Here is a 17,526-nt window from a genome sequence, read left to right as displayed (position 1 = left end):
TGGATTATCGGGAGGCCCAGCTTAGCCCGTCCTTACGCCGGGCCGCTCCCTGTGAACCGCGCGATCTCGTCCAGCCGTGCCTGGGCCAGGTGCACGGTGCGGCCTTCGGGCCGCTCCACGAGCCGCGAGACGGCCACGTACGCGCCGAGGCAGACGCAGGCGACCAGCAGGTTCAGGGCTACGAACCAGGGGCGGGCCGTCACGAGATCGACGCCCAGCAGCCCGAATGCCCAGACGATCATGGGCACCCACATGAAACAGCCCACTACGCCGAACCAGCGGCCCTCGCGAATCCGCCAGGCGCGCAGGGCTGCCACGCGCTGCTGTAGCGCCAGCACCGGCTGCGCCGCGGAGGCCCGGGCCACGAGCACGAGATTGCGTGCGGCGGCAAGGATCATGGCGATGCCGTAACCGTGCAGTAGCAGGCCGGCCGCGAGCAGTCCCGGCGCGTCGCGGTGATCGACCCAGAACGAACCCGCTCCCCACGCGACCAAGGCGCCGAACACGATCTGGATGGCCTGCCCCCAGGCCAGCGGCCGCAGCTCGGCGCGCACGCCTGCCGCCGCGCTGCGCGAGGTGACGGCCACCTCAAGCGCCGCCACGCGACGATCCAGTTCCGCCCAGCCAGCCTTCAGCTCATCGAGTTCCATGCCTTGCCTCCTCGTCAGGTGCCGCGGCGGTCATCTGCCGGCGCAGGCGTTGCTTCAGGCGCGCGATGCGCGTGCCCACATTGGTTTCGGAGAGCCCAAGCACGCCGGCGATCTCCGCGTAAGGCAGCTCCTCCAGGTACAGCAGCGCCAGTGCCCGCTCCAGCGGTTCCAGCGCCTCGATCGCGCGGGTGAGCTGGGCCAGCCGCTCGTCCGGCTCGGCGATCGGCGTGCCACCGGCCAGCCCGTCGAGTGCCTCGGGCCCCACCATCGCGGGCTTTTCGCGCTCGCGCCGGGCATGTGACAGCCCGACATTCAGCGCCACCCGGTACAGCCAGGTGGGGAACGGCCGCGCCTCGTCGTAACTGCCGAACGATCGCCACACCTGCAGCGCGATGTCCTGCGCCAGATCGCTGCGATCCTCGGCGTGACGCGCGTAGACGGCCGCCACCTTGAACACGATGCGGCGGTGTTCGTGCAGCAGCGCGTCACAACGACGCCGGCGTTCCTCGTGGGCCATGCTCCCTCCTCTTTCCCCCATGATTCGCCGCGCGCGAAAAAAAATCACACAATGGCCGGATTCGCCACACCGGAAGTCCCCATGCGCGCCACCCGTCCGTCTGTCGCCCTGCTCGCCGTTGCCCTGCTCGCCGCCGCCCCGTTCGCTGCCCAGGCGAACGATGCCTGGACCACCCCGGCCGAGGCGGCCGGCTTCCGCACCACGCCTTCCTACGCGGACACGCTGGCCTACCTCAACAAGGTGGCGGCTGCCTCGCACGGCCAGGTCAGCGTGCAGACGTTCGGCACCACGCCGGAAGGCCGGCCCATGACGGTGGTGGTCGCGGCTAAGGATGGCGACATGACGCCAGAGAAGGCCCGGGCCGCCGGCAAGCCGGTCGTGTTGCTCCAGGCGGGCATCCACCCAGGCGAGATCGAGGGCAAGGACGCCGGCCTGATGCTGCTGCGGGATTTTGCCGTCACCGGCAAGCTGGCCCACCTGCTCGACCATGCCGTGCTCGTCTTCATCCCGGTGTACAGCGTGGATGGCCACGAGAACTCCGGCCCGTACTTCCGCATCAACCAGAACGGCCCGGAAAAGATGGGTTTCCGCGGGCAGTCGCAGTACCTCAACCTCAACCGCGACTACGTGAAGGCCGATGCGCCGGAAACGCGCGCGTGGCTGGGCCTGTGGAACCAGTGGTCGCCCGACCTGCTGATCGATATCCACACCACCGACGGCGCGGACTACCAGTACGACCTGACGTACTACACCGAAGACGCGCACAAGCTACCACCTTCGATTGCCGCCTGGCAGAAGACGACGATCGAAGGCGAATCCATCCCCGCCTACGAAAAGATGGGCCACCTCGCTTCGCCCTACCTTGAGTTCAAGGATGGCCGCGATCCGACGAAGGGCATTGAGAATTTCGGTTCGGGTCCGCGTTTCTCCACGGGTTACGCGGCGATCCGCAACCGCGCCGGCCTGTTGATCGAGACGCACATGCTGAAGCCGTACAAGGTGCGCGTGCAGGGCACCTATGACGTGGTGCGCGCGGTGCTGGGCGATATCAACAAAAATCCTTCCGCATTGCTGAAGGCGTCGAAGGATGCCGACACCTGGGCCGCCGCCCTGTCAGCTTCGTCGAACGCTGCGGTGGCCATCACCTTCAAGGCCGATCCCACGCCAAAGCCCTTCACGCTGAAGGGCTATGCGTTCACCCAGACGAAGAGCGACATCTCCGGCGATACCTGGATCCAGTACGACCCGACGAAGAAGAAGACCTACGCAATCCAGAGCTGGCTCGACCTGCAGCCCGATGCGAGCGCCCCGCTGCCTGCCGCCTGGGCGATCCCGCCGCAGTGGACCGTGGTGATCGACCGGCTGAAGGCACACCACATCCCGTATACGACGCTCACGCAGGCGGCGACGGTGCAGGCAACGCGGGACATGTTGACCGAACCGAAGTGGGCCGAAAAACCGTTCGAAGGCCACCACCTCCTGCGCAGCGTGATCATCACGCCCACGACCGTGACCGCGTCCTTGCCTGCCGGCACCGTCATCGTCCGCGGCGACGACGCCGACGCCGTGCTCGCGGCGAACCTGCTGGACGCGCACGCACCCGATGCGCTGCTGACCTGGGGTTACCTCGATGCGATCTTCGAGCCGAAGGAATACGGCGAACCGCGGGTCATGGAGGCGCTGGCCCGGAAGATGATCGCGGAGAATCCGGCGCTCAAGGCCGAGTTCGACGCGAAGGTGGCGGCGGACAAGGCCTTTGCCGATAGCCCGCGCGCCCGCCTGTCGTTCTTCTTCGAGAAGAGCCCGTGGTACACGGCGCAGAAGGTGGGTGCGTACCCGGTGGTTCGACTGGACAACGCCGCGCTCCAGCAACTGCACTAACCACCGATCCGTGGGAGCGCGCTTGCGCGCGATGGATGCTCGCGGCACGGCCCATCGCGCGCAAGCGCGCTCCCACAACGGCCGGTTTGCTCAGGCCACCACTTCGAACGGCCGCATCATTTCATTGGCCTCGTGCTCGGCGAGGTGGCAGTGCCATGCATAGCGGCCTTCGAAGCCGTCGAACGTGGCCACGATGCGCGTGACCATGCCCGGGTACACCTGCACCACGTCCTTCCAGCCCTGTTCGTGCGCCGGCGGTTTTTGCGCGGGGCCGACGTAGCGGATGGTTTTCTTTTCGAGGTACTCGTCGACGTCGTATGGGCGGCGGTCGAGGATCTGGAAGCGCACCAGGTGCAGGTGGATCGGGTGGGTATCCTCGGTGAGGTTCACCAGGTTCCACATCTCGGTACTGCCGAGCTTCACCGTCTCGGTCACCGGCTCGTGCCAGCGCTTGCCATTGAGCAGCATGAGCATCGGCGTGGCGACGCAGTCGCTGTACTCGTCCATCGTCATGTCGCGCGTCTTCGAGGCGCTCGTCTCCGTGAAACGGGTGATCTCACGCAACGCATCGGGCACGCGGCTGTCGTCCTTCGCTTCGCCCTGGCCCACGGCGAAGCGCATCAGCGGCACGGCATCGTTCATCAGGTCGGCGGTGCCCCCGCGCAGCGATGCGAAGTCCACGACGATATCGGCGCGTTCGCCCGGGGCAAGGAAGATCGCCTTCATCGTCGCCGGTGCGGCGAGCAGGCCCTGGTCGGAGCCGATGACCTGGAACGGCCGGCCATCCTTGAAACGCAGGTGGTAGAAGCGGCCGTTCGCGGCGTTCAGCACGCGCAGGCGGTAGCGCCGCGCCTGCACGTCGGCACGCGGCAGGATGGCGCCGTTCACCAGCGTCAGGTTGCCGAACACTTCAGGCACCCATGGCGCTTTCGCGTCGCCGGAATCGGGGTAGTAAAGGCGCCCGTCCTCGCGCAGCCAGCGATCGGCGATGACCAGCGGCAGTTCGAACTCGCCCGACGGCAGCCCGAGCGAGAGCTCATGCTCGTCGCGCAGCAGGTACAGGCCCATGAGCCCGGCGTACATGTTCAACCGGTTAATGCCCATGGCATGGTCGTGGTACCACAGCGTGGCCGCGTCCTGCACGTTCGGGTAATGGTGGCGGCGCGACTTGCCCGGGACGTACCAGTCCTCCGGGTAGCCATCGTCCTTGCGCGGCACCTTGGCACCGTGGAGGTGCGTGATGGCGCGCACGATGGGCTTGTCTTCTTCGGCGCCGCAGATGTTGTGGTCCACGGGCAGGAAATGCTTCGTCGGCAGCCCGTTCGCCCAGGTGATATCGATCGCCTGGCCCGTGCGCGCCTCGATGGTCGGCCCCGGGTAGCTGCCGTTGTACGTCCACAGTTCGGTGGGCGGCAGGTCGCGGTGTAGCTTGTGGCTGCTGGCGGCCATGCGCACGGTCACCGGCTTGCCCGGCTCGGGGCGAAGCACCGGCGGGATCGGTAGCGCATCGACGAACGGCGTGAGCTTGTTCGGATCGACGAGGCCCGGCATGCGGGTGGTGTCGCCCATGGCATGCATGCAGAGGTTGTTGCCGACCTGCCCGGCGGGGGCGGCCTGCATGTGCTTCATGTCATGCGCGAAAAGCCGCGACGGGATCCATCCCGCCGCGGCCATGCAACCCACCGTCTTCAGGAAACGACGGCGATCACCCATGCGGATTACCGAACGGCCAGTGCGGCGCGTTCTTCGGCTGTCCGGTGTTCTCGTCCAGGATGAGCTGGCGATCGAACAGGCGCGGGAAGAAGAAATCGAACATGGAGTCGATGCGGCCGGCCGTCGCGTCGGTGGAACCGCCGCCGATGCGCTTGCCTTCGAGCCAGTTGTCTTCGATGAAGCGGGTGATCGAACTCTGGTCGGTCACGCCGTGGTCCACGAAGTTATCGCGTGCCCAGGGCGAAACGACGAGCAGCGGCAGGCGCGGGCCAAAGCCGCAGCGGCCCATCGCCGGCGTCTTGCCGTCGATACCCGGAAGCACGGTGCGGCCCTTGCACGTACCGTCACCGTCAAGCGCGTCGGTGGTACCGGTCGAGGCATGCACGTGCGGCGGATCCTGGTGGTCGTACCAGCCGTCGGAGTCGTCGTACGCTATGACCACCGCGATGTCGTTCCACTCGCCGCTCTGCTGCAGCGCGTTGATCACCTTCACGACGAAGGCCTGCTCGTCGATCGGATCGGAGTAGCCCGCGTGGCCATCCTGGTAGGACGAGGCCTTCAGGAAGCTCACCGCCGGCAGGTTGCCCGCATCCAGCGCATCGTAGAAATCCTCGATGTCGTACTGGTGGTTGGCCTGGTCGGTCTTGCCGATCATGCCCACCGAGGTCGGGCGCGCATGCGTCGGGTTGGCCGTGCTCGGGTAGTACTGGAACGGCTCGTGGTGCGGGCTGTAATCGTTGGAGGTGGCGTTGGTCACCTTCGACAGCGTGCGGCGCGCGCAGCCGGTGCTGCCATCCGGGTTGGTGCGGCTCACGTCAAAGCCACCCTGGAACCAGCCCCAGGTCACGTTGCGGTCGTTCAGCAGGTCGCCGATGTTCTTGCCACCCATCGTCACCTGGTTCGCCGTCGGCGAAGCGCACACGTCGCCGATCGGGTCCGGGTCACCGATCATCGTAAGGCCGCCGTGGCCGTCATCGGTTTCGGCGCCCGTGCCGTTCAGCGTATCGATCACGCCGGCGGTCTGGCCCGAGATGAGGTTGATGGCGCCCGGCGTCGAGGGGCCGAACACCGTGCCGTAGCTGTTGTCGCTCATCGCGAAATGCTGGGCATAGTTCCAGAAGGCCGTGACGGTGTTGCCGTCGTAGTAGCCCATGACCTGGCCCTGGCCCTCTTCCTGCGCATCACCGCCCGGCAAGGCTTCGCCATGGCCGGTGTACTTCGGGAACAGATCCATCTTGCCGCCGTGGAAGGCGCGCTGCTCGGACGTGTAGCCGTGGTCCTGGTCGGCCGTGGCCGCCTGGGCGCGGGTGAGGCGGAACGGGTTGATCGCCGCGTCGCCGTTATCGGCGTTCTTCGCGTTCGGGTTTTTGGTGAGCAGGCGGCGGTCGTAGCCGTTCACGTTCGGCGTGAACGGGCGTGCATAGAACGACGGCTCGCCGCGGTCGTTGGCTGCGACCGGGTAGGTGCCGAAGTAGTGATCGAAGGAGACGTTCTCCTGGAAGATCACCACGACGTGCTTGATGGGGGTGGCAGTGCGGGGGCCGTTGCCGTGCCCGCCGTGGCCCCAGCCGAAGCCGAGGGCACTGGTGGCCGTTTCCGCCGGGGCGGTCTGCTGGGCAACCACCAGGGTCGCGGCCGAAAGGGAAAGCACGCAGGCGATGCCCGCGGCCAGGATCTTGCGCATGACAGATGCTCCTCGGTGGTGGCTATGGCTGCGCCGGGTGCTGTGGGCCGCATCCCCTGTCATGCGGTAACGAGGAGCGTAGGAACCTGTTGTGACACCGAAGGGACAAACGGCGCAGGAAATTGCGAAATTTCGTAGATCGTGCAGTGCATCACGACCCGCCCCAAACCATGACTTCCGTCACGGTCCCCCCTGAGCGGGGCCCGCAGCGGCTATCCTCGGGCGGGGGCGGCGCCGGGGAGTGCCGACTTGATGACCATTCCACAGAGGGATATCCATGACCAAGCAGTATCTGAAGCCGCTCGCACTGGCATTGAGCGTTGCGCTCGTCGGCACCGCGTGCAGCAAGCACGAGGACGCAGCCGCACCGGCCGCCAACTCGCCTGCCCCTGCCAGCACCGCGCCGGCCGCGGCCGCCGCCCCCGCGAAGCCCAGCTTCGACGTGGCTGAGCTCGATTCCGGCATCAACGCCTGCGACGACTTCAACGGCTTCGTCAACAGCAAGTGGGTCGCCGCGAACCCGATTCCCGACGACCGCACCCGTTGGGGCGCCTTCGACCAGCTGGCTGAGAACAGCCTCAACACCCAGCACGACATCGTCGATGCCGCCGACAAGGGCGCCGATAATGCCAAGGCGGGCTCGATCGAGCAGAAGATCGGCCTGATCTACCGCTCGGGCATGAACGAAGACGCGATCGAGAAGGCCGGCATCGACCCGCTCAAGCCGGAACTGGCGAAGATCGATGCGCTGAAAACCCCGCAGGACATCGCCGACTTCCTCGACACCAGCTTCAACGACGGCAACGGCTACGTGTTCGGCTTCGGCTCGGGCGCGGATTTCCAAAACGCCAAGGTCCAGATCGGCTACGCGCAGCAGGATGGCCTGGGCCTACCGACCAAGGATTACTACACCGATCCGAAGCAGGCCGATAACCGCAAGGCCTACGTCGACTACATCACCAAGACCCTGACCCTCGCGGGCGTGCCGGAAGGCGACGCGAAGACCCAGGCCGACGACATCATGAAGTTCGAAACCCAGCTGGCCGCGGCCTCGCTGGCGCCGGTCGAACTGCGCGCGCCGGAAAACCAGTACCACTTCGTCTCGGTGAAGGAAGCGGACAAGATCACCCCGCACTTCAACTGGGAGAAGTTCTTCGCCGCCCAGGGCGTGACGATCGACAAGGGCTTCTCGCTCTCGCAGCCCAAGTTCTTCGCACAGTTCGACAAGATGCTGGCCAGCACCCCGGTCACCACGTGGCAGGCCTACCTGCGCTTCCACGCGATCGACAGCGCCTCGCCGTACCTGTCGAAGAATTTCCAGGACAACAAGTTCGACTTCTACGGCAAGACCCTCGCCGGCCAGCCGCAGCAGAAGCCGCGCTGGAAGCGCGTGCTCGGCACGGTGAACTCGTCGATGGGCGAAGCCCTGGGCCAGCTGTACGTCGCCAAGGTGTTCAAGCCGGAAGCGAAGCAGCGCGCCAACGAGCTGGTCGACAACGTGCGCAACGCCCTCAAGGCGCGTATCGAGAAGCTCGACTGGATGAGCGATGCGACCAAGGAAAAGGCGATCGCCAAGTGGAACACCTTCCTGCCGAAGATCGGTTACCCGGACAAGTGGCGTGACTGGTCGGGCCTGGACGTCTCGGGCACCAACTACTTCGGCAATGTCGAAGCCGCCAGCAAGTTCAACTACCACTACGACATCGCGAAGATCGGCAAGCCGACCGACCGCCTCGACTGGGGCATGACCCCGCAGACGGTGAACGCGTACTACAACCCGACGGACAACACGATCAACTTCCCGGCCGCGATCCTGCAGCCGCCGTTCTTCGATGCCAACGGTGACGACGCGATCAACTACGGCGGTATCGGCGCGGTGATCGGCCACGAAGCCAGCCATGGCTTCGATGACGAAGGCAGCCAGTTCGACGGCGACGGCAACAACAAGAACTGGTGGTCGAAGGAAGACCGCACCAAGTTCGACGAGCGCACCGGCAAGCTGGTGGCGCAGTTCGACGAGTACGCGCCGATCAAGGCGGAGCCGGACCTGCACGTCAACGGCAAGCTGACCCTGGGCGAGAACATCGCCGACCTGGGTGGCCTGAACGTGGCGTACGACGCCCTGCAGGAAGCGCTGAAGAAGAACCCGAAGGAAGCCGGCGAGAAGATCGACGGTTACACCCAGGACCAGCGCTTCTTCCTGAACTGGGCGCGCGTGTGGCGTGGCAGCGTCCGCGACAAGCAGGCGAAGCTGTACCTCAACGTCGACCCGCACGCTCCGGCATCGCTGCGCGCCATCGGCGCTCCGTCGAACATGGAGTCGTTCGCCACGGCGTTCCAGTGCAAGCCGGGCGCGAAGATGATCCGCGAAGGCGACAAGCAGGTGAAGATCTGGTAACTCGCGTTACCTGATCATTCCTGTGACGAAAGGCGCCGCACGATTGTGCGGCGCTTTTTTTATGCCTCGACTGCCGCTCGCCTGTAGGGTTTTTCCGTAGTCGCTGCCAGACCATCCCTACACGGGATGACGGCATTCGCTGCTCGGCGTGTACGTCGCAGAGCCGATAACCTGACTTCGTCGGCGCTCATCCACGCCGGCATTTCCCACCAACGAAAGGAGTCGTGCCATGGGTTCTTATATGTGCTACTGCCACCACCTGCCGGAAGACGAAACCCTCGAGGGTCTCGACGCATCCACTACCGTGCAGCTCAGCAACGTCGAACTCGCCGAGCTCGACGACGAGTGACCCCCGACGGGGCCCCACGGGGGGCCCCGTTTTTCATTGGACGAAAACGATGATTCCCTTCGAACGCGAGTTCCCCCTCGCGCAGGCGCGGCTGCGCGTCGAAAGCGAGCTAGCCCACCTGGGCCTCACGTGGTGCGCCGAGCAACACGGCGCCTCGCTGAACACCACGATCGTTGAACTCCAGGACCCCGCGCGCGTTACGCGTTACACCGGTACCGGCAAGGGACGGAGCGACTTCTCGCTCACGGGCGCCCTGTATGAGGCCTGCGAACACTACCTGAGCCTTTACCACGCCTGCTCGCTCGACCACGCGTTGATCCCCGCGGCGCAGGTACCCGCGGGGATGGGTGCGCCCGTCGATGCCTTCCTGGCCGCCCAGTCCGGCAAGCACCTCGCGTGCCGGGTCTACACCGGCTACCTGGATGGCGCGTGCAAGGCGTATCCGCTGGCCCTTTCGCGCCCCACCTACCTCGATGCGCCCGATGGCGACGACACCTTCGACTACACCGGGCTGGCCCGCTATGCGAGCAACAGCGGCACCGCGATCGGCGCGACGTTCGCCGAAGCCGCCCTGCACGCGCTGAACGAGTGCATCGAACGCGACGATGTATCGCGCTTCCTGCGTCGCCATTTTCACGACGACACCGACGAGCCGTTGCGCGTGCTCGATGCACGCGGCAGCGGATCGGTGCTGCGCCGCGACTGGACCGAAGCGGAGGCCGAGATCGGCGCCAGCATCACCCTGCTCGATATCTCCACGCATGCCGCCGCACATACCTACCTGGCCTTCGGTGCGCGGCCGGGGCGGCCACAGCATCTGTACGGCGCCGGCGCCTCCGGCGATGCCGTGCATGCCGCGTCGCGTGCGCTGGCGGAGCTTGTGCAGGTGCATGCCGTGGCCGACCATGTGCCGGCCGTCGGGAACGACCTTGCCCGCGAGGAGCGGCGCCTGCGGCCGTGGAAGCGGTTGCACCGTAGCTGCATCGCCGATCTTCCGGCGCTATGTGGAAGGCGCCGGCTCGAAAGGGTCACCCTGCCCAGGCCAGCGCGCTCGCTTGCGGTAGCCCGGGAACTGGAACGCGGCATGGTTGCGCTCGCCGCCGAGGGTTACCGGCCCCTGGTCCACGTGCTGTACAGCCGGCCGGAAACACTCACGCTCTGCCAGGTGCTCGTGCCTGGGTTCGATCGTTATTACCTGGTCTCACGCGGCGGCATCGTCGTGCCGGGCTTCGAACGGGGAGCACCGCATGGGCATGCCTGATGCGCGCGACTGGCTTGCATCGGAACGGGCAGTCCTTGACCAGATCGCCCTCGCGCGCGCGCAGGCAGGACACCCCTGGCTGCTGCGCGAGACCTGTCCATCGGCGCGCCAGCAATATTTCATCCTGCAATGCGGCGGCCAGCGCTGGGTAGGCCGGCGTTTTCGCGGCCGCGCCAGCGGCGCACCCTCCCATGCGATCCGCTCGGAGGATCTCCTGGGCGACCCGTTCCGCTTTGGGTTTGGCGGTAACGAGACACACCTCGACGTGACCTTACGCGATGGCCGGCAGGCCGCCGCGTTCCTGGCGATGGCCGCAGCCGACGCATCGGCGGAGCTGATCTTCCCGTTCCCGGCGCTGGACGCCCACGGCCGCGAATGGGTATGCCCGCCGCAGTACTGGCAGGTGGCTTCGCGCCATGCAACGAGGTTCGCGGAAGACGAACACCACCTTCGCGAGCTGTGCGCGCGCACGCTGACGAACGCCCTGCCCCCGGGTGCGCTTGTCCACGACCCCGCCTGTTCCACCGGCGATTTCGTCGCAGCCATGGCGCGCGCTTGCCCCGGCCTGCGTTTCACGGGGAGCGACCTGTGCCCCGCCATGGTCGACACCGCCCGGCGCCACCACGGACACGTCGTCCCCGATTTCGCCTGCGCCGACGCGGCCGCGCTCCCTGCGGGCAGCGTCGACGGGCTGCTGCTCCGCTTCCTCAATGTCGAAGTGGTCACGCGCAAGCAGGCGCTCACGCTTTTCAGGCGGCTCGCAACCACCATCCGCCCGGGCGGCGTCGCCGTGCTGTTTGGTCATAGCGGCGTACTCGTACCCGTACACGCCGAGGCGGCCCGGCTCGGCTGGCAGGTTCTCACCTGTACGGCACCCACCGCTGACGGGCGTGGCCTGTTCCAGTGGTACGTGCTGCGGGCGAGCGCGTGGCGGACGCAACCGGATCTGGCTTAGATGACACTTACAAGGTAATTGCAACTCGTTCTCATTATCTTTACGATGTGCAATCTGTAGGTGTCGCACCCTGCGTTTTCTAGGGACACAACCCAACTTCCCCACCGCTGGCCCCCGGCCGGCGCGGGTCGGCTTGTGCCTGCGGCAGCCCAGCTCTCTCAAAAAAAGCCCCGCAAAGGAAAGTCCATGGCCCACATCAAGAGCCGCAAGCATGCCGTTCCGGCCGCGCGCACCGTCGGTGCCGCCGCCCTCCTCGTCTTCGCCCATGGCGCCATCGCCGCCGACGCGCCGCCCCAGCAGGCCAAGGTAAACGACGCCCAGGCCCTCCCCGGCATGCAGGTCGATGCGGACCGTTCCTCCGACTACCGCACGGATAAGGTCTCCTCGCCCAAGTTCACCCAGTCGCTGCTCGATACGACGCAGACGATCCAGGTCATCGGCAAGGAACTGATCCAGCAGCAGGGCGCCACCACGCTGACCGAGGCGCTGCGCAACAGCCCGGGCGTCGGCACCTTCTACGTCGGCGAAAACGGCGCCACCAACACCGGCGACGCCATCTACATGCGCGGCTTCGATACCTCGGGCAGCATCTTCGTCGATGGCGTGCGCGATCTCGGCACCGTGTCGCGCGACGTGTTCAACATCGAACAGGTCGAAGTGACCAAGGGTCCGGATGGTACCGAGTACGGCCGCACCGCGCCGACCGGCGCCGTGAACCTCGTCAGCAAGCAGCCGGTGCTCGGCAACGGCGTCAGCGGCAGCGTGCAGGGCGGCAGCGGTTCGCGCGAGCGCGCCACCGCCGACCTCAACCGGCAGATGGGCGATACCGGTGCGTTCCGCCTGAACGTGATGAAGCAGAACAGCGGCGTCGCGGGCCGTGACCAGGTCGAGCAGAACCGCTGGGGCGTCGCGCCCTCGCTCGCTTTTGGCCTCGGCACGCCGACCCGCGTGTACCTCGACTACCTGCACGTGAAGCAGCGCAACACGCCGGATGGCGGTATCCCCACCATCGGCCTGCCGGGTTACGCCTCGCCGGATAACCGCGCCTTCCTCGGCACCGCGCCGAAGGTCGATACGGATAACTTCTACGGCACGAACCAGGACCACGACCGCAACACGCAGGACCTGTTCACGATCCTCGTCGAGCACGACTTCAACGACCAGGTCGCCCTGCACAACACCACGCGCTGGGGCCGTACGCAGCAGGATTACCTGCTCACCTCGTTCCTGGCCAGCGGCGCGAACATCATCACGCCGAACCCGAACGATCCGTCGACCTGGACGCTCGCGCGCAGCACGCCGACGTTCAAGCACCAGTCCAATCGCATCGCGACCAACCAGACCAACGTCACGGTGTCGATCGATTCGGGTGCGGTGAAGCAGGACATCAGCGCCGGTGTCGAGCTGACGCAGGAAAAGGCCCGCGCCATCGGCATGGGCGCGCTGGGTGGCAGCACGTGGCCGGCGGCGAACCTGTACAAGCCGTACTCCGACGTGGGTGGCCTCCGCTACGGTGAAACCGGCGCACGCAGCGATGGCAAGACCAACACCGCGGCCGCCTACATCTTCGATACCGTGAAGTTCGGCGAGTCCTGGCAGGTGAACGCCGGCGTCCGCTTCGATCATTACAAGACCGACTTCAGCAGCCTCGTCGCCTGCGGCGGCCGCGGCGCACCGGTGTGCGGCCGCCTGCCCACCGGCAGCATCGTGCCGGGCGTGGATGCATCGAAGAGCGATAACCTGAAGAACTACAAGCTCGGCATCCTGTACAAGCCGGCCGCGAATGGCAGCATCTACGCCAACTTCGCCCAGTCGCAGGAGCCGCCGGGCGGCAATACGCTGACGCTCTCATCGGCCACCAACAGCGCCGACAACCCGAACTTCGATCCGCAGAAGGCGAAGACCGCCGAAGTCGGCACGAAGTGGGACCTGCTCGGCGAGAAGCTGCTGCTTACCGCCGCCCTGTACCGCACCACCGTCACCAACGAGCTGGTGCAGGATCCGACCGACCTGCTCTATTACCAGATCGGCAAGAAGCGCGTGAGCGGCGTCGAGATCTCGGCGGTGGGCAAGTTCACCGACGACTGGGCCGTGAGCGCGGGCTTCACCACCATGAATGCGAAGGTGGAGACGGGCACCAACGTGTCGCAGGATGGCAGCTCCGACCTCGCGTACAACCCCAAGCGGGCCTTCACCGCATGGACGACGTACCACTTCCCGTTCAACCTCACGATCGGCGGCGGCGCGCGTTACAGCGGCGAAATGAAGCGCGGTACCGATGGTGCCATCGGCACGCCGGACCACACCGAGAGCTACTGGGTGTTCGATGCGATGGCCAGCTACCCGGTCAGCCGCAATTTCGACGTCCAGCTCAACGTCTACAACCTGTTCGACAAGAACTACGTCGCGGCGATCAACAAGAGCGGTTACCGCTATAGTCCGGGTACCCCGCGTTCGGCCATGCTGAGCGCCAACTTCCGCTTCTGATCGCCCCGAGGGTCATCCATCATGCTCCTGCACATTCCCGACGTGCTCACCTCGGATGAGGTCGCTGGGATGCGAAAGCAGATGGACGGTGCCGAGTGGACCGATGGCAGGGAAACCGTCGGTCCACAGGGCGCCAGGGTCAAGCGGAACCTCCAGCTTCCGCAGGCGTCGCCGGTGCGCAAGGCACTCGGCGACCAGGTGGTGGCGGCACTGGGCCGCCACCCCCTCTACCACGCAGCGGTGTTGCCGTTGCGCACGCTCTCGCCGCGCTTCAACCGTTACGAAGGCGGTGGCGAATACGGGTTCCATATCGATGGTGCGGTGATGCAGGTCGACGGCGACGCGCATGTGCGCAGCGACGTGTCGTGCACTCTGTTCCTTTCCGACCCGGATGAATACGACGGTGGCGAGCTGATCGTCAGCGACTTGTACGGCGAGCACGAAGTGAAGCTGGCGGCCGGTGATGCCGTGGTCTATCCCTCATCCAGCCTGCACCGGGTCACGCCGGTGACCCGCGGGGCACGTATCGCCTCGTTTTTCTGGGTGCAGAGCCTGGTGCGCGACGACAGCGCGCGCCGGCTTTTGCTGGAAATGGATACGGCGATCCGCAAGCTCACCGCCGATGGCGCCGACCAGGGCTCGATCCTGCAATTGACCGGCGTCTATCACAATCTGTTGCGGCGCTGGGCGGAAACCTGATCCATCGGCCTGTTTTTTGCACAGGCTTAACGAAAAGGTAGGCATGCAGGCCCCGGGGCGGGATAATCATCCACCCCCAAGGCCGTACCCCCACAAAGCATGTTCGAACTTGGTCAACGCTGGATCTCCACCGCCGAACCTGAACTCGGCCTCGGCACCATCCTCCGCATCGAAGGGCGCGGCGTGCAGGTGCTGTTCGCCAAGGCGGGCGTCCTGCGCCCCTACGCCATCGACAGCGCCCCACTGGTGCGCGCCGAATTCCGCGCTGGCCAGCGCGTATCCGGCAAAGGCATCGCCTTCCTGGTCGAGCGCGTGGAAACCCGCGAAGGCCTGCTGGTATACCGCGGCGAAGGCCGTGAACTGGAAGAAGGCCAGCTCGATGATGAGCAGGCCATGTCCCAGGCCGACGACCGCCTGATCGGCGGACGTACCGATACCAACGACAAGTTCGACCTGCGCGCCGAAGGCCTGCGCCGCCGTGCGGAAGCGCGCCGCGCTGCCTCGTGGGGCCTGGAATCGGCCCGCATCGGCCTGGTGCCGCACCAGTTGCGCGTGGCCGGCATTGCCGCCGCACGCCGTCCGCCACGCGTGCTGCTCGCCGATGAAGTGGGCCTTGGCAAGACCATCGAAGCCGGCATGATCCTCGCCCGCCAGCTCGCCGCCGGCCGCGCCGAGCGCGTTTTGCTGTTGCTGCCCGAAACGCTGGTCTACCAGTGGTTCGTCGAACTGCTGCGCCGCTTCAACCTCTCGTTCTCTATCTTTGACGAGGAGCGCTGCGAGGCGATCGAACAGGGCAACGACGGCCGCAACCCGTTCGAGGACGAGCAGCTCGTCATCGCCGATTTCGCCTTCCTGGAAAGCGCCCCGAAGCGCGCCGCCCAGCTGGCCGAAGCCGGTTGGGACCTGATCGTCGTCGACGAGGCCCACCACCTCGAGTGGACGCCCGAGGGCGCCAGCCCGCGTTACCGCCTGGTCGAGGAACTCGCCGTGGCCACGCCGGGCGTGATCCTGCTCACCGCGACGCCCGAGCAGCTTGGCCGCGCGGGCCACTTCGCCCGCCTGCGCCTGCTTGACCCGCAGCGTTACAGCGACCTCGATGCGTACCTGGCCGAATCGGCCAATCTCGCGCCGCTCTCGGAGCTGGCCAACACGCTGGCCGATGGCAAACCGCTGGACGATGCGCAGCGTGCGCTGGTCGCCGAGCGCTTCAAGGGCGATCGCGAGATGTCCGCCCTGCTCGACCGGCCGAATGGCAGCGCCGCCGTGCTCGCCGCGCTGATCGACCGCCACGGCACCGGCCGCGCAATGTTCCGCAACCGCCGCGCCGGCATCGGCGGCTTCCCGCACCGCGTGCCTGAGGTGATCGAGATCGATCCCGCCACGCTGTTGCCGGGCAAACGGGAAACCCTGCTCGCTGAATTCCGTTCCGACATCCAGCAGCCGCCCGCGCCACTGGAATTCGATTACGCCGATGATCCGCGCATCACCGAGCTGGTCGGCCTGCTCGATGCCCACCCGAACGACAAGTTCCTCCTGCTCTGCCGTAGCCAGGGCAAGGTCATGGCGATCGAAGACGCCCTGCGCACGCGCAGCGGCGTTGGCGTGGCGCGTTTCCACGAAGGCCTTGGCATCGTCCAGCGCGACCGCAACGCCGCGTTCTTCGCGCAGCCCGATGGCGCGCGGCTGCTGATCTGTTCCGAGATCGGCTCCGAAGGCCGCAACTTCCAGTTCGCCCACCGGTTGGTCATGTGGGATCTGCCGCTGGATCCGGACCTGCTCGAGCAGCGCATCGGCCGCCTCGACCGCATCGGCCAGAAGCACGACATCGTGATCCACGTGCCGGTGGTGTCGGACAGCGCCCAGCACATCCTGGCGCGCTGGTATGACGAAGGCCTGGACGCGTTCCGCACCAGCCCTGCCGACGGCCGCGAGCTGCTCCGCCGCTTCGGCAGCCTGCTCTCGACGCTGGCCGACGAACATGCGCGCGAAGACGATAACCGCGACCAGGAACTGGACGCGCTGATCGCTGAAACCCGCGGTGCGCACGAAGAGCTGTCCGCACTGATCCATGCCGGCCGCGACCACCTGCTCGAACTGGCGGCCAGCCGCGATCCGCATGCCGACGACCTCGCCGGCAGCTTCGCGCGCGACGACCACGATCCGTCACGCGATGCCTTCATCCAGCGCCTGTTCGAGATGTATGGCGTGCATGCGGAAGAGCTGGCGAAGGACATCACCCTGCTCGATCCGCAGTACCTCTCGACCGATGGCCTGCCGGGCTTCGCCGAAGGCCCGCTCTCGGTGACGTTCTCGCGCGATACCGCGCTGGCCCGCGAAGACCTGCCGCTGCTCCGCCTCGATCACCCGATGGTGCTGGCGGCCGTGGACCTGCTGGTATCGGGCGAGACCGGCAACGCGGCGTTCCTGGTCGATGACAACCTGCCGGTACGCACCGCCCTGCTCCAGTCCGTCTATGTGCTGGAAGTGGTCGCCGACCGCCAGCTCGACGCCGGCCGCTTCCTGCCGACGATGCCGCTGATGATCACGGTGGACACCAAGCTCACCGAGCGGCCGAATTTCCGCCCGAGCGATGTCGCCCTGCGCCGCGCCGCCGACCGGAATATCGACGTGGCCCGCTATCGCAAGTTCCTGTCGAAGCTGGTGCCGCCGATGCTCGAGCATGCGAAGGACCTGGCAGAAGGCCGCGCCGAGGTGCTGAAGATCGAGGCCGTGGAGATGGCGAAGGCCGAACTCGATGCCGAGTTCAGCCGCCTGCTCGCCCTGCGCCAGGTGAACCCGTCGATTACCGAAGCCGAGATCCAGGCCGTGGCCGCCGAGCGCGGCGCCCTGCTCGATGCCCTGCCCGAAGCGCGCCTGCGCCTCGACGCGGTGCGCTTCGTGGTGAGCCCGGACTTCCTCGCCCTACGCTGAG

11 protein-coding genes are annotated in these 17,526 nt (G+C 66.5%); 7 read left to right on the top strand and 4 right to left on the bottom strand.

Going from position 1 to position 17,526, the window contains the following annotated elements:
- Positions 1-32: 32 nt before the first annotated feature.
- Positions 33-650, bottom strand: coding sequence for a hypothetical protein (locus ACZ6YI_RS07765; protein ID WP_465778109.1), 618 nt, complete (start codon positions 648-650; stop codon positions 33-35).
- Positions 637-1,167 (bottom strand): RNA polymerase sigma factor, encoded by a 531-nt coding sequence (locus ACZ6YI_RS07760; RefSeq protein ID WP_465778108.1) that lies wholly within the window; start codon positions 1,165-1,167, stop codon positions 637-639. The genes ACZ6YI_RS07765 and ACZ6YI_RS07760 overlap by 14 nt, the downstream gene beginning before the upstream one ends.
- Before the next feature lie 81 nt (positions 1,168-1,248).
- Between ACZ6YI_RS07760 and ACZ6YI_RS07755 the strand changes: the two genes are divergently transcribed.
- On the top strand, positions 1,249-3,048 hold the full coding sequence (locus tag ACZ6YI_RS07755; RefSeq protein ID WP_465778107.1) for a M14 family metallopeptidase: 1,800 nt from the start codon (positions 1,249-1,251) through the stop codon (positions 3,046-3,048).
- Between the two features lie 90 nt (positions 3,049-3,138).
- Here the strand turns inward: ACZ6YI_RS07755 and ACZ6YI_RS07750 are convergent, their stop codons facing one another.
- Positions 3,139-4,761 carry a multicopper oxidase family protein gene (locus tag ACZ6YI_RS07750; RefSeq protein WP_465778106.1) on the bottom strand — a complete coding sequence of 541 codons (1,623 nt, stop codon included), beginning with the start codon at positions 4,759-4,761 and terminating at the stop codon, positions 3,139-3,141.
- Positions 4,754-6,445 (bottom strand): phospholipase C, encoded by a 1,692-nt coding sequence (locus ACZ6YI_RS07745; protein WP_465778105.1) that lies wholly within the window; start codon positions 6,443-6,445, stop codon positions 4,754-4,756. The genes ACZ6YI_RS07750 and ACZ6YI_RS07745 overlap by 8 nt, the downstream gene beginning before the upstream one ends.
- Before the next feature lie 277 nt (positions 6,446-6,722).
- Here ACZ6YI_RS07745 and ACZ6YI_RS07740 point away from each other — a divergent pair, with 277 nt between their 5' ends.
- The 6 genes from ACZ6YI_RS07740 to rapA all read left to right on the top strand — a co-directional run bounded on the left by ACZ6YI_RS07740 (position 6,723) and on the right by rapA (position 17,525).
- Positions 6,723-8,843, top strand: coding sequence for a M13 family metallopeptidase (locus ACZ6YI_RS07740; protein WP_465778104.1), 2,121 nt, complete (start codon positions 6,723-6,725; stop codon positions 8,841-8,843).
- 398 nt (positions 8,844-9,241) lie between these two features.
- The gene (locus tag ACZ6YI_RS07735) at positions 9,242-10,453 is read left to right on the top strand and encodes a YcaO-like family protein (RefSeq protein WP_465778103.1); all 1,212 of its coding nucleotides are present in this window, start codon (positions 9,242-9,244) and stop codon (positions 10,451-10,453) included.
- Complete coding sequence (locus ACZ6YI_RS07730) at positions 10,440-11,408, top strand: class I SAM-dependent methyltransferase (RefSeq protein WP_465778102.1); 969 nt, start codon at positions 10,440-10,442, stop codon at positions 11,406-11,408. Before ACZ6YI_RS07735 ends, ACZ6YI_RS07730 begins: the two co-directional genes overlap by 14 nt.
- Positions 11,409-11,594: 186 nt before the next feature.
- Positions 11,595-13,895 (top strand): catecholate siderophore receptor Fiu, encoded by a 2,301-nt coding sequence (locus ACZ6YI_RS07725; protein WP_465778101.1) that lies wholly within the window; start codon positions 11,595-11,597, stop codon positions 13,893-13,895.
- A 21-nt stretch (positions 13,896-13,916) separates the two neighbouring features.
- Positions 13,917-14,594 carry a Fe2+-dependent dioxygenase gene (locus tag ACZ6YI_RS07720; protein WP_465778100.1) on the top strand — a complete coding sequence of 226 codons (678 nt, stop codon included), beginning with the start codon at positions 13,917-13,919 and terminating at the stop codon, positions 14,592-14,594.
- Between the two features lie 99 nt (positions 14,595-14,693).
- Positions 14,694-17,525, top strand: coding sequence for an RNA polymerase-associated protein RapA (gene rapA / locus ACZ6YI_RS07715; protein WP_465778099.1), 2,832 nt, complete (start codon positions 14,694-14,696; stop codon positions 17,523-17,525).
- Position 17,526 lies beyond the last annotated feature (1 nt).

The sequence above is a fragment of the Luteibacter sp. NPDC104163 genome (genome assembly GCF_055584245.1).
Note: the sequence above shows the minus strand (reverse complement) of the source record. Positions and strands in the feature narration are given on the sequence as shown.